We start from the raw sequence: 13,224 nt of genomic DNA, 5'->3' as shown, positions 1-13,224 counted from the left end.
TGCACCCATCTATCTGTTCGGAAGTGCCTATGATCTTTGAAGTCCCAGCCCACGGCGACAAACCCGCCAGCCGCATTCGTCAGAAGAACGAAGAGACCATCATCAAAGCCGCCGAAGACGAGTTCGCCCGTCACGGGTTCAAAGGCACCAGCATGAACACCATCGCGCAGAATGCCGGATTGCCCAAAGCGAATCTGCATTACTACTTCACCAACAAACTCGGTTTGTACGTGGCGGTGCTGAGTAACATTCTTGAATTGTGGGACAGCACTTTCAATACCCTGACCGTCGAGGATGATCCGGCAGAAGCATTGACCCGATACATCCGCGCAAAAATGGAATTCTCCCGGCGCCGGCCACAGGCTTCGCGGCTCTTCGCCATGGAGGTCATCAGCGGCGGCGAATGCCTGAGCGAACATTTCAACCAGGACTATCGCACCTGGTTTCAAGGCCGGGCCGCGGTGTTTCAGGCGTGGATCGATGCCGGCAAAATGGACCCGATCGACCCGGTGCACTTGATCCTCCTGTTGTGGGGCAGCACCCAGCATTACGCTGACTTTGCCACGCAGATCTGCCGTGTCACCGGACGCACCAAGCTGACCAAGCAGGATATGGAAGACGCCGGCAACAACCTGATCCGCATCATTCTCAAAGGCTGCGGCCTGACGCCTGCTCTCTAAGACACTTATGCCTTTCACCCTCAGTGGTTTTTGCGAATACCGCGAAGAGATTCGCAAAAGCCGCTTCATCGCCCTCGCCGGCCCCATCACTAGCGCATCTGATGCTCAAGCCTTCATCGAACAGCACAGTGATTTGAACGCCTCGCACAATTGCTGGGCCTGGAAACTCGGCGATCAATGTCGCAGCAGCGATGATGGCGAACCGGGCGGCACCGCTGGCCGGCCGATTCTGGCGGCGATCGAAGCGCAAGATTGCGATCAGGTCGCGGTGCTGGTGATCCGCTGGTATGGCGGCATTCAACTGGGCACCGGCGGCCTCGCCCGGGCCTATGGCGGCGGTGCCAAAAAATGCCTGCAAGGGGCGCCGAAGATCGAGCTAATCATCCGGGTGCCGGTCAGTTGTGCCTGTGGGTTTGGCGAGTTGGTGCTGGTGAAACTTCGGGTAGCGGAACTGGGCGGTTTGGTGGTGGAGGAAACCTTTACCGCCAATGGTGTTGAGTTGCGGTTGGCTGTGGGTGAAGCGCAGATCGATACCTTGCAATCGCAGCTCGCAGATTTGAGTCGTGGGCGGATTTTGTTGCAGCGTTAGAAGATCAAAAGATCGTCCGAAGGCTCGGGCCGCGTTCAGACGATCTTTTGGGGCGCCCCGATTTTCCCTGCATTCGATACTTGCCCACATCTGCTGTGCACCCGGCTGTGGATAACCTGAGCACATTACGCTGTAACCCTTGTGTCATGCGGCTTTGCCGACTTTGCTCATTTTTTGTCCAAATCGCCAACAGCACCATTTATTCCACATAAAAACAAACAGTTAGAACGGTTTATCGCCTTTAGAAGAAAGCGCCTCAGTGCTTATGCCCATGCGGTCGGCTTGCGCACAAATACTGTGGAACAACCTGTGGATAACCCGTTCATGGCTGGCGCAGTCCCCTGTCCGATATAGCTTGCAGGCTACTGCTCGTTTTTTGATCAATCCCCCGTGCGCACAACCGGAGCCTGATCAAAGAACATGCCCTTACTTTGCGCCGATTGGCCGCCGAGGGCTGCAGCGTTCTGTTTATCAGCCACAAGCTTGGCGAAGTACGCGCGTTGTGCCACAGCGCTACGGTGTTGCGCGGCGGTCGGGTGGCTGGGCATTGCGTGCCGGCCGAGTGCTCGGATCGGCAACTGGCGCAGTGGATGGTCGGTGAAGCCGCCGAGCTGATCACCGACTATCCAAAGGTTATTGGTACTGATGCGTTTTTGAGGCTCGCCAGCATCTTGCATTTGGTGGCGCAGGGGTTGGGGCTGGCAATTGCGTCGAGCCTGCTGGCGATGCTGCCGTATGTCGCGACCATTGTGGTGTTGGTGCTGTTGTCCCGGGATGCCGCGCGAACACGGTTGTATGCGCCGGTGTCGTTGGGGCAGCCGTGGCAGGCCGGGCACTAGCGATCGCCTGCACTGGCCTGCTCGCGAAGGCTGCCGAACAGGCAACACCTGAGCCACGCCACACGCCGATTCAAAGAACAGGAAAATTGCCAATAGCGAGCTAGCGCCATGGGCCAGTGCATAAGACGGCTCAGCGGCTAGGGTTTACCCTTGGCGAAATCGGTAATAGCGTTGTGGCAGTCGCCCGACCCGGACAGCGCCGTCACGCAACTACTGCAAGAAAAGCTCAAGCTGATCGAAACCCGCATAACCGAACTCGGGGCGCTGCATCACGAGTTGCAGCAAAGACTCGATCAGCATTGTCCTTTAAGTCAGTATCCTTTGAATCCGTGATTCTCATCCATCAAGGAAGCCATTCATGTCCAAGGCAAAAACCGCACTCATCATCGGTGCCTCCCGAGGCTTGGGCCTCGGCCTGGTGAAAACCCTGCTGGCCGACGGCTGGCAAGTCACCGCCACCGTGCGCAATCCGCAGAGCGCCGAAGCCTTGCAAGCGTTAGGCAAGGTGCGGATTGAAAAACTCGACATGGACGATCAGCAAGCGGTCATCGCCCTTAGCCAACAGCTCAAGGGCGAGGTGTTCGACCTGTTGTTCGTGAATGCCGGGGTCAAGGGCCCGGAGGTCCAGACGCCGGGCGGCGCGACGTTGGCCGAGGTCGGTCAATTGTTCTTCACCAACGCCGTGGCGCCGATCAATCTGGCCCAGCGTTTTGTCGGGCAGATTCGTGAAGACAGCGGCGTGCTGGCGTTCATGAGTTCGGTGCTGGGCAGCGTGACCATGCCCGACGCGCCGGAGCTGGCGCTGTACAAGGCCAGCAAAGCGGCACTGAACTCCATGACCAACAGCTTCGTCACGCAACTCGGCGAACAGAAACTCACCGTGCTGTCGCTGCATCCGGGTTGGGTGAAGACTGATATGGGCGGTGAAGGGGCAGACATTGATGTGGAAACCAGCACCCGCGGGTTAATCGATCAGGTGAATGCGTATACCGGAAAGGGCGGGCATCATTTTGTGAACTACAGGGGTGAGACCATTCCCTGGTAACACCACAGATCGAGTGTGTGAGCGGGCTTGCGTTGTCTATCGGGCAGGGCTTGCCCGCAAAGCTTTTTTGTTCGAAACTCCCCACCTCGCCCCCGCGGCGACCCTGGATCAGCAGACAGGGCAACACTGAGCTGGCAACCCTGAACCCAACTTTCAGAGGAGCCGGCCACCATGCCTGCGACCCGTATCTGGTTAAAAAATCCCCTCGCCATTTTCACGGCCAACGCGCTCGATGCCCGTGGCGGTCTGGTGCTGCAAGACGGTTTGATCGTCGAAGTGCTCGGCGCCGGCCAGCAACCCTCCGCGCCCTGTGACCACGTTTTCGATGCGCGCGAACACGTGATCCTGCCAGGGCTGATCAACACCCATCACCACTTCTATCAAACCCTGACCCGCGCCTGGGCGCCGGTGGTTAATCAGCCGTTGTTCCCGTGGTTGAAAACCCTCTATCCGGTCTGGTCTCGCCTCACGCCTGAAAAACTTGCCCTCGCCACCAAAGTCGCGTTGGCCGAGTTGCTGCTGTCCGGTTGCACCACCGCCGCCGACCACCATTACCTGTTTCCGGATGGCCTGGAAAACGCCATCGACGTGCAGGTCGAGAGCGTTCGCGAACTGGGCATGCGTACCATGCTCACTCGCGGCTCGATGAGCCTCGGTGAAAAAGACGGAGGGCTGCCGCCGCAGCAGACCGTGCAGCAGGGCGAGGTGATTCTCGAGGACAGCCAACGCTTGATTGCCGCATACCACGAGCGCGGCGATGGTGCGCAAATCCAGATTGCCCTGGCACCGTGCTCACCGTTCTCGGTGACCCCGCAAATCATGTCCGCCAGCGCCGAGCTGGCGAACACCCTCGACGTGCGCCTGCACACGCACCTGGCGGAAACCCTCGACGAAGAAGATTTCTGCCTTCAACGTTTCGGCCTGCGCACCGTGGATTATCTGGACAGCGTCGGCTGGCTCGGCCCGCGTACCTGGCTGGCCCACGGCATTCATTTCAACCCCGACGAAATCGCCCGTCTCGGCGCGGCCGGCACGGGTATTTGCCATTGCCCGAGTTCGAACATGCGCCTGGCCTCCGGTATTTGCCCGACGCTGGACCTGACCGCTGCGGGTGCGTTGCTGGGTCTGGGCGTGGACGGTTCGGCGTCCAACGATGCGTCGAACATGATCCTCGAAACCCGTCAGGCGCTGTACCTCCAGCGGCTGCGTTATGGCGCGCAAAAGATTACGCCGGAGTTGGTACTGGGCTGGGCGACCAAAGGCTCGGCGAGTTTGCTCGGGCGCAGCGATATCGGTGAGCTGGCAGTGGGCAAGCAGGCGGATCTGGCGCTGTTCAAACTGGATGAACTGCGCTTCTCCGGCAGCCATGATCCGGTGTCGGCGCTGCTGCTGTGCGGCGCGGATCGGGCGGACCGGGTGATGGTCGGCGGAAAGTGGCGGGTGATCGATGGGCAGGTTGAGGGACTGGATCTGAAAGGGTTGATTGCCGATCATAGCCAGGCAGCTCGGCAGTTGATCGCCGGTTCCTGACACAACACCGCTCCCACCGTTTTGTGAGGCGCCCGCACCAGTGGATGGCGTGGATGGGTGAGGCCGCACCGGTATGGTTCTGTGGTGAATTGAACATCAAAAGATCACAGCCTGCGGCAGCTCCTTGTATCTCGACTATCGCTCCATCAGGAGCGATAGTTCGCGACTGATCATCGAGGGAGGAACCTGGAAGCTGACGCCGCCAACGCGCTGATCGACCAGGGCGTGGACGTGGTGTTCCAGCACACCGACAGCCCGGCACCGATCCAGGCGGCCGAACGACGTGGCGTGTACGCCGTCGGTTATGCATCGGACATGGCGCACTTCGGGCCGAAAGCGGTGCTGACGTCTATCGTCAACGACTGGGGGCCGCATTACATTCAGGCGACCCAAAGCGTGCTCGACCATACATGGAAATCCCAGGATTACTGGGGCGGCTTGAAGGAAGACACGGTTGAGCTGCCGATCAGCGACCTAATACCGCCTGCGGTGAAAACCGAAGCCGAGCAGATCATCGCCGACATCAAGAGCGGTACGTTGCATCCGTTCACCGGGCCGATCAAGGATCAGGCCGGCGTGGAGAAAATCCCGGCGGGCGCGACGGCAACCAATGCGCAGCTGGCGTCGATGAACTACTACGTCGAAGGCATGAAGGCCGAGATGCCAAAGTAATACCGGCCCGAACACAAAAGCGTTCTTAAGGACTGCGCATGAACCAACTCCCGATCATCGACATCAGCCCGCTTCGACATGGGCCTGCACCTGTAATGAACCGGCTGGTCAGGTTTTGCTCATTGTTTCTGCGGGCATCTGTAGAATGCCCTCATTGCACCTGATGAGATTTCAAAAATGTACGACTGGCTGAACGCTCTGCCCAAGGCAGAATTGCACCTGCACCTGGAAGGTTCGCTGGAGCCTGAGCTGTTGTTCGCCCTGGCCGAACGCAACAAGATCGCCCTGCCGTGGAGCGACGTCGAAACCCTGCGCAAGGCTTACGCCTTCAACAACCTGCAAGAGTTTCTCGACCTGTATTACCAGGGCGCCGATGTGTTGCGTACCTCGCAGGATTTCTACGACCTGACCTGGGCCTACCTGTTGCGCTGCAAGGCGCAGAACGTGATTCACACCGAACCGTTCTTTGACCCGCAAACCCACACCGATCGTGGCATCCCGTTCGAAGTAGTGCTCAACGGCATCGCCGCCGCACTCAAGGATGGCGAGCAGCAATTGGGCATCACCAGCGGTTTGATCCTCAGTTTCCTGCGTCACTTGAGCGAAGACGAAGCGCAGAAAACCCTCGACCAGGCGCTGCCATTCCGCGATGCATTCGTCGCAGTCGGCCTGGACAGTTCGGAAATGGGCCACCCGCCGAGCAAGTTCCAGCGGGTGTTCGATCGTGCACGCAGCGAAGGCTTCCTGACCGTGGCGCACGCCGGTGAAGAAGGCCCGCCCGAGTACATCTGGGAAGCCCTCGACCTGCTGAAAATCCAGCGTATCGACCATGGCGTGCGCGCCATCGAAGACGAGCGCTTGATGCAGCGGATCATCGACGAGCAGATCCCGCTGACCGTGTGCCCGTTGTCGAACACCAAACTTTGCGTGTTCGATCACATGTCCCAGCACAACATTCTCGACATGCTTGAACGCGGTGTGAAGGTCACGGTGAACTCCGATGACCCGGCCTACTTCGGCGGGTATGTCACCGAGAACTTCCACGCGCTGTACACCGATCTGGGCATGACCCAGGATCAGGCCAAACGCCTGGCGCAGAACAGCCTGGATGCGCGGTTGGTGAAACCATAAGATCAAAAGATCGCAGCCTTCGGCAGCTCCAGGTGTATACATAACCTTGTAGAGCTGCCGAAGGCTGCGATCTTTTGTTGCATCTACCCCACAGTGGTTTCGCTCAACTCTTCCAACGTCTTGCCCCGGGTCTCCATCCCGAACATCCACACCACCCCCGCCGCAATCGCAAAACACATCGCCCCCAGCGCAAACACTCCGCCCTGCCCGGTCATCGGGAACACCAACCCGGTCACCAACGGCCCGAGCAACGACCCCACGCGGCCGATGGCCGAAGCGAACCCCGAGCCCGTGGCGCGTGCCGACGTCGGGTACAACTCAGGGGTGTAGGTGTAGAGCACCGCCCACATGCCGAACAGAAAAAACTGCATCAGCAGCCCAGACGCGATCAATAGGCTGACGTTGCCGCCGAACACCGCACTCTGGCCATAAAGAAACGCCATGACCCCGCCGCCTAGCAACGTCACGACGCACACCGGCTTACGACCCCAACGCTCCACCAGCCAGGCAGCCATGAGAAAACCGGGAATCCCGCCGAGAGAAATCAGCACCGTGTAATACACCGATTGAGTCACGGCGAAACCCGATTGTTGCAACAGCGCACTGAGCCAGGACGTCAGGCCATAGAAACCCAGCAAGGCGAAGAACCACACGCTCCAGATCATCATCGTGCGCTGGCGATACTGCGGCGACCAGATCTCCCGTAGCGCAGAGAAGAAAGTGCCCGGTTGACTCGCCACCCGGGGCAGACGAATGGGCTCAGGCAAATCCGCACGACCCAGTGAAGCCCGAACCCGAGCTTCGATGCCGCGCAAGACCTTATCCGCCGCGTCATGATGCCCGGTCTGCTCCAGCCAGCGCGGTGACTCGGGGATGAAAAAACGAATCGCCAGGACGAACACCGCCGGCACCGCCAATACCAGAAAAATGTCGCGCCAGCCAATCACCGGCAACAGGAAGTACGACAGCACTCCGGCCGCGACGAAACCGAGCGGCCAAAAACCATCCATCAACGCGATGTAACGCCCACGTCTGTTTGCCGGAATCAGCTCCGACAGCATCGACTGGGCAATCGGAAACTCCATGCCCATGCCAATCCCCAACAGAATTCGGAACAGCGTCAGCGTTTCGACATTCTGCGCCGTGGAGCACAGGTAGCTGGCGATGCCCCACAGCACAATGCTCCACTGGAACACCGGTTTGCGCCCGAAGCGGTCGGCCAGCATGCCGGACAGCGATGCCCCCATGACCATGCCGAAGAAACTCGAACTGGCCAGCAATCCGGCCTGCGCCGTGCTCAGGCCGAACTCGGTTTTGATCGAACCGAGGAGGAAGGTCATCATCGCCAGGTCCATGGAGTCGAAGAAAAACGCCAGGGCAATAATGACGAAAATGATGCGGTGATAACCGCTGACGGGCAGCCGTTCCAGTCGTTCTGCCGCGCTGAAGCTTCGTGTTTCCATGCCACATTCCCCCAATCCGAAAGTCCCCGGATCGAGTGTGCGCGATAGCGGCTGGGGGTTATTGCTGGATGCGACCTGTCCACAGCTTTGAACGACGCCTGAAACAAAGATCCCGGACGTCGCACCTCAATGGCTCTAAAGCGCCATTTCCAGTTCGGTTTCCTTGGCGAAACGATGGATTTCCCGTTGCCCCGCAGCGGTGATCTGCAACGCTCGCGAATCGTTGGGCAGGCTCAACCAGCCGGATTGCATGAACAGCTGCAACAATGCCGCGCCCAATGAACCGCCCATGTGCGGGCGTCTTTCGCTCCAGTCCGGGCAAGCGCAGGCGACTTTGCTGTTGCGATGAGCCAGCGCCTGGATGAATACCCCACGTGCAGCCAATTGTGTGGCGCCCTTGTGAGTGATCATGACCCGCTGATCGAATTGCTCGATCCAGCCAGCATCCAGCAGACGCTGGTAAAGGTCAGCGGCCAGGGTGCCGCCCAGATGGTCATCGCAGAGCCTGGCCCGCAGCAATGACGAAGGCGCCGCCTGAGGTTTGGCGATAGGGCTCGTGCGTTTGAAAACCTCTGGAATGTCCGGAGGCGCACTGGCCAGGGTCGCGCTGGCCAGGGCCTCTATCGCGGCGCCGACTTCGGGCGCGGCAAGCCGGAAAAACCGTTTGCGTCCACGGGTTTCGACTTTCAACAGACCTCCGGCGGACAAACGCCCTAAATGCGCACTGGCCGAAGACGGCGACAGGCCGGCCAGCAACGCCAGCTCTTCGGTTTGCCGCGCCGAGCCGTCCATCAATGCCCACATCATTGCGCTGCGCTTTGGGTCAGCCAGCAATGTGGCGATCTGGCTGATGCAAGGTGCATGTTCCATGTATTCACTCCCTGTTGAATCGTTTCGTCTACTGCTCAGAGACATCTTGACCAGTAATGTATCGTCGGCCAAGACGGGAAAGCCGCCATAAACCGGCCAAAGCCAGGCCAATGCTTCGCGGGTGCAAAGAAGGTCCGGTGATGACCATCGGATTTGACCGAATCGAACCTGACCTCGCCATTGTGAGGTCGACGGTGCGTACATGAGGCGGGCGCTAGTATAAGCGGGTTAACCGCCGGTTCCTGCCCTCGGGGATCCATTGATGGTGATAGTTCCTGACAGAAATTTCGCTATTTGCCTGCGACTAATGATCAATACCCGATATCGTCGGAAATTGACTGCTTGTGCGAGCGCATTGGCTGGCAAACATTTGCCGCAAAAGGTTCACCGGCTTACTCAATTGTGCGCAATGGACGCACAGCAAATTCAGTAGTGCGCGCTCGCAGAGCAACTCCGGCATCGAACAACTGCAAGTCATCGAAACGCAGCATCGTCAGCCCGATTATCAAAAAAAATTGAAAGAGACTGCTCTTTAGCGGGTTTTATCTTGTCGGGAAATAACCAATCATCTGTCCCATCGAAATCACTACGTTCCGGAGTCGAACATGTCCCAGCCCTTTACTGCTATTGCCACCCTCATTGCTAAAGCCGGCCAGCAGGACGCCCTCGAACAGCATCTGCGTGCGCTGCTGGAGCCGACCCGCGCCGAAGCCGGTTGCAGTCAATACGACCTGCATCAAGACCTCGCCAATCCCCTGGCCTTTTACATGATCGAACACTGGAGCAGTGACGAGGCCCTGCAAGCCCATGACGCCAGCGCCCACATTCAGAACTTTCGCGCCAAGGCCGGCGACTTCCTCGAACACTTCGATCTCAAGCGCCTGCGCACCGTGGCTTGATTCCTTCTTCCATCACTTTCAGGAGCCCCCACATTAAAGCCATTGCCTACTACGCCTCCCTGCCCATCAGCGACGAAAAGTCCCTGCAAGACATCGAACTGCCAGAACCGGTCGCCGGCCCGCGCGATCTGTTGGTGGAGGTCAAAGCCATCTCGGTCAACCCGGTGGACACCAAGGTTCGCCAGAACGTCCAGCCTGAAGGTGACGCTGCAAAGGTGCTGGGCTGGGACGTGGCCGGTGTGGTCAAGGCTGTCGGCAGCGAAGTGACCTTGTTTCAAGGCCGGCGACAAGGTGTTCTACGCCGGCTCCATCGCCCGTGCCGGCGGCAATAGCGAGTTGCATGTGGTGGATGAACGAATCGTCGGCCATATGCCGAACACCCTCGGTTTCGCCGAAGCCGCCGCCCTGCCGCTGACCGCCATTACCGCGTGGGAACTGCTGTTCGAACGCCTGCAAGTGCGCGAAGGCAAAAACCGATGAGGGCCAAAGCCTGCTGATCGTCGGTGCTGCTGGCGGTGTGGGTTCGATCCTCACGCAATTGGCCAGCCAGCTCACCGGGCTGAAGGTCATTGGCACTGCGTCCCGTGCACAAACCCAGCACTGGGTGCGTGACTTGGGCGCTGACCTGGTGATCGATCATAGCCAACCGCTGAGTGAAGAACTCAAACGTGCCGGGTTCGAGCAGGTGACCCACGTCGCCAGCCTGACTCAGACCGACCAACACCTGGATCAATTGGTGGAGGCGTTGGCGCCGCAAGGCAAACTGGCGTTGATTGATGATCCGAAATCGCTGGACGTGACCAAGCTCAAGCGCAAGAGCCTGTCGCTGCACTGGGAGTTCATGTACACCCGCTCGCTGTTCGAAACCACAGACATGATCGAGCAGCACAAACTGCTTAACCGCGTCGCCGGGCTGATCGATGCGGGCACGCTGAAAACCACGGTCGGCGAGCACTTCGGAACGATCAACGCAGCTAACCTGCGGCGTGCCCATGAGCTGCTGGAGAGCGGCAAGTCCAAGGGCAAGATTGTGCTTGAAGGGTTCTGAGCTGAAGATCAAAAGATCGCTGCCTTTGTAGGAGCCGGCGATCTTTTGCCGTCAGTCAGAGAATTGACCGTTGTCACAATTGCGATCGTATTCGGGTCTACAATCGAAAACTCTGCAAACAATCACTTACGTGATGTCTTTTACGAGACGTCTTTTACGCGAGGAACTCAGCAATGAAGATCCTGATAAAAGAAGTGGCAACATCCCGCTGGCAGGTCCGCCTGGATCAACACGCTGTGACGTTCCGTAGTGAGGCCGAAGCCCTGGCCTTCACTAAAACGCTTGAAGCGCGCTTGCACGCGCCCCATCAGATTCCCGACCGTCAGCATCGCGCTGCCGGCTGAGTCCGCCCTCAGACCTGAGTTTGCGTCAGCGCCCGGGCATTTTTGCAAACGTCGGGTGAGCGTCGCCGCGCTCACCACCAGAATCCCGCACAGGCTGATGACCATGGCCATAGGCATGGCGCTGCCATCGTGCAAAACCCCCCACCAATGCGGCGGCCCCGGCGGCGACGCTGAACTGCAGGCAACCAAGCATCGCCGAGGCACTGCCCGCCCGCGCGCCTTGCCCGTTCATGGCGCAAGCCGAGGCATTGGGAACAATACAACCCAGACTGGCGATGCAGATAAAAAAGCGGAATCAGCAACGGCCACAACTGCACGGTATGCAACGCGCTGACCGCCAACAGGGCCAGACCGCCCGCCAGATAGAGCCAGACAGTACGCGCCAGTAAAAAGGCCGGGCCGCGCTTGACCAGCATCCGGGCATTGACCTGGGCCACCAGAATGAAACCCGCCGCGTTAATGCCGAACAGCCAGCCGAAATGCTCGGCCGGTACGCCATAGAGTTTGATGAAGACGAATGGTGAACCGGCGATGTAGGCAAACATCCCGGCGATGGCGATACCACCGGTCAGGGCATGACCGAGGAAGATCGGGTCCGCCAACAACCGACCGTACTGGCGCAGCGCGCCCGACAAAGGTTGGCGCGGCACATGGGCCGGCAGACTTTCCGGCAACCCGAGGGCCACTGCCAACCCTGCCAGCGCACTGAAACCGGTCAGCACGAGAAAGATCGATTGCCAGCCCGTCGTGTTGACCAGCAATCCGCCCAGCATCGGCGCAAGAATCGGCGCTAGGCCCATCACCAGCATCAACTGCGAAAAGACTTTCGCCGAACCCACTGCATCGCATTTATCGCTGACCACCGCCCGCGCAATCACCATGCCTGCGCAACCGCCCAGCGCCTGGACGAAACGTGCACCGATCAGCCAATCCAGCGTTGGCGCATAAGCACAGGCCAATGAAGCGGCGGTGAACAAGCCGACGCCAGTCAGCAAGGGAGTCCGTCGCCCAAAGCGATCAGCCACCGGGCCGTACGCCAGTTGGCCAATGGAAAGGCCGAGGAAATAGACCGCCAAGGTCAGTTGAACGTGTTTTTTCGTCGGTGCCGAAAGCGAGCGCCATTGCCGGGAATGCCGGCAGATAAAAAATCGATCGCCAGCGGACCGAAAGCGCTCAAGGCACCGAGAATCAGAATTGCGCGAAAGTTCATCAGGCGTCCAGGGTAGGCATGCAGGTTGGCCATGGATCGGCAGGCCAACAGTCTAGCCGGGCGTGGACACCTTGAACATTCCGTTAGGTCGCTAACTATTAAAAAACTCAGGCCAGTTTGACGCCATAACCCTCTTCGCTGATCGCGGCGATCACCTGATCGGCCGTCAGCGCACTTTTCAACGCCGACTTCCTTTGCCGCCAGATCAATGCGCACGCTGGCCGCGGGATCCTTGGCTTGCAGCGCCTGAGTGATGGCCTTGACACAATGACCGCAGGACATGCCTTCAACATTGAACACTTGCATGGGACGTCTCCTTAAATGGGGCCCTTTAATGAGGGTTGGGGGCAGTCTCGAGCTTGCCACCATGGCAAGGTCAAGTTCTCAGGCAAGCTGCCGGGCTGGCAATCGGCGCAGTGCTCGGCCAAGCTGCGTCCATCTATGACTCGATATCAGGAGATTCAGCCATGCGCTGGTCAGCTCTCAGCCTGTTTGGCTTCCTCAGCTTATTTGCCGCGACACCTTCGGTTTCAAGCCGCCGGGGAGGATTACGGCGTGCTGATCATTTCCCGCGAGCGTCTGGAAGTGTCGACTTATTGCGAGATCGGCGTGTACATCCAGGATCAGCTATCGGCGCGACTGTTCCAGGAACAAAGCACTTCGTTCAACCTGCCGCCGGGCAATGTGTCCCTGCGCCTCAAACTGCTGCCGGGCCAGGCGCCGGGGTGCAACGCGGGAATGCTCGCACCGGGGTCGCAGAACATCACGCTCAAGGCCGGGGATGTGTTGAGGTTCCGGATTGCGATGACGCAGGAAGGGATGTACCTCAAGCCTGCCGCTCTCGAATATTGAGTCGTCTGTTTGATTTTTTGATCTGAGACATGGCGCTTGACCTTACCCGCAT

9 protein-coding genes and 9 pseudogenes are annotated in these 13,224 nt (G+C 59.1%); 13 read left to right on the top strand and 5 right to left on the bottom strand.

Features of this window, described 5'->3' with window-relative positions; genetic code table 11:
* The first annotated feature begins 29 nt into the window (after positions 1-29).
* The 9 genes and pseudogenes from LOY56_RS03220 to LOY56_RS03180 all read left to right on the top strand — a co-directional run bounded on the left by LOY56_RS03220 (position 30) and on the right by LOY56_RS03180 (position 6,486).
* Positions 30-680, top strand: a complete 651-nt coding sequence (locus tag LOY56_RS03220) for a TetR/AcrR family transcriptional regulator (protein WP_258619858.1) — start codon at positions 30-32, stop codon at positions 678-680.
* 7 nt (positions 681-687) lie between these two features.
* Positions 688-1,269 carry a YigZ family protein gene (locus LOY56_RS03215; protein ID WP_258619856.1) on the top strand — a complete coding sequence of 194 codons (582 nt, stop codon included), beginning with the start codon at positions 688-690 and terminating at the stop codon, positions 1,267-1,269.
* A 425-nt stretch (positions 1,270-1,694) separates the two neighbouring features.
* A pseudogene (locus LOY56_RS03210) lies at positions 1,695-1,940 on the top strand (ABC transporter ATP-binding protein); the annotation flags it as partial.
* Positions 1,929-2,108: pseudogene (locus tag LOY56_RS03205) on the top strand (ABC transporter permease); the annotation flags it as partial. The pseudogenes LOY56_RS03210 and LOY56_RS03205, both read left to right, overlap by 12 nt.
* Before the next feature lie 122 nt (positions 2,109-2,230).
* A pseudogene (locus LOY56_RS03200) lies at positions 2,231-2,441 on the top strand (MerR family DNA-binding protein); the annotation flags it as partial.
* A gap of 25 nt (positions 2,442-2,466) precedes the next feature.
* Complete coding sequence (locus LOY56_RS03195) at positions 2,467-3,153, top strand: SDR family oxidoreductase (RefSeq protein WP_258619854.1); 687 nt, start codon at positions 2,467-2,469, stop codon at positions 3,151-3,153.
* Between the two features lie 171 nt (positions 3,154-3,324).
* Entirely contained in the window at positions 3,325-4,683 is a 1,359-nt protein-coding gene (locus tag LOY56_RS03190; RefSeq protein ID WP_258619852.1) for an 8-oxoguanine deaminase, read from the top strand.
* Between the two features lie 189 nt (positions 4,684-4,872).
* A pseudogene (locus LOY56_RS03185) lies at positions 4,873-5,355 on the top strand (BMP family ABC transporter substrate-binding protein); the annotation flags it as partial.
* A gap of 177 nt (positions 5,356-5,532) precedes the next feature.
* Complete coding sequence (locus tag LOY56_RS03180; protein WP_007907140.1) at positions 5,533-6,486, top strand: adenosine deaminase; 954 nt, start codon at positions 5,533-5,535, stop codon at positions 6,484-6,486.
* A gap of 83 nt (positions 6,487-6,569) precedes the next feature.
* Here LOY56_RS03180 and LOY56_RS03175 read toward each other — a convergent pair whose 3' ends face one another.
* The 3 genes and pseudogenes from LOY56_RS03175 to LOY56_RS03165 form a co-directional block, all read right to left on the bottom strand.
* Positions 6,570-7,949, bottom strand: a complete 1,380-nt coding sequence (locus LOY56_RS03175) for an MFS transporter (RefSeq protein ID WP_258619850.1) — start codon at positions 7,947-7,949, stop codon at positions 6,570-6,572.
* A 135-nt stretch (positions 7,950-8,084) separates the two neighbouring features.
* On the bottom strand, positions 8,085-8,819 hold the full coding sequence (locus LOY56_RS03170) for a helix-turn-helix transcriptional regulator (protein WP_258619849.1): 735 nt from the start codon (positions 8,817-8,819) through the stop codon (positions 8,085-8,087).
* 304 nt (positions 8,820-9,123) lie between these two features.
* A pseudogene (locus LOY56_RS03165) lies at positions 9,124-9,279 on the bottom strand (LysR family transcriptional regulator); the annotation flags it as partial.
* Positions 9,280-9,424: 145 nt separating this feature from the next.
* On the opposite strand from LOY56_RS03165, the gene LOY56_RS03160 reads away from it, so the two are divergent.
* The 3 genes and pseudogenes from LOY56_RS03160 (at position 9,425) to LOY56_RS03150 (ending at position 11,110) form a co-directional block, all read left to right on the top strand.
* Positions 9,425-9,718 (top strand): putative quinol monooxygenase, encoded by a 294-nt coding sequence (locus tag LOY56_RS03160; protein WP_258619848.1) that lies wholly within the window; start codon positions 9,425-9,427, stop codon positions 9,716-9,718.
* Positions 9,719-9,750: 32 nt separating this feature from the next.
* A pseudogene (locus LOY56_RS03155) lies at positions 9,751-10,766 on the top strand (zinc-binding alcohol dehydrogenase family protein).
* 173 nt (positions 10,767-10,939) lie between these two features.
* On the top strand, positions 10,940-11,110 hold the full coding sequence (locus tag LOY56_RS03150; protein ID WP_007907130.1) for a hypothetical protein: 171 nt from the start codon (positions 10,940-10,942) through the stop codon (positions 11,108-11,110).
* 8 nt (positions 11,111-11,118) lie between these two features.
* Here the strand turns inward: LOY56_RS03150 and LOY56_RS03145 are convergent.
* Positions 11,119-12,320, bottom strand: a pseudogene (locus tag LOY56_RS03145) (multidrug effflux MFS transporter).
* A 107-nt stretch (positions 12,321-12,427) separates the two neighbouring features.
* Positions 12,428-12,626, bottom strand: a pseudogene (locus tag LOY56_RS03140) (heavy-metal-associated domain-containing protein).
* A gap of 161 nt (positions 12,627-12,787) precedes the next feature.
* Here LOY56_RS03140 and LOY56_RS03135 point away from each other — a divergent pair.
* Positions 12,788-13,172 (top strand): annotated as a pseudogene (locus LOY56_RS03135) (hypothetical protein).
* Positions 13,173-13,224 lie beyond the last annotated feature (52 nt).

This window comes from Pseudomonas sp. B21-048 (genome assembly GCF_024748615.1).
In the GTDB taxonomy this organism is placed as follows: domain Bacteria; phylum Pseudomonadota; class Gammaproteobacteria; order Pseudomonadales; family Pseudomonadaceae; genus Aquipseudomonas.
The sequence above is the reverse complement of the archived record's forward strand: the minus strand, read 5'-3'. Positions and strand labels throughout refer to the sequence as shown.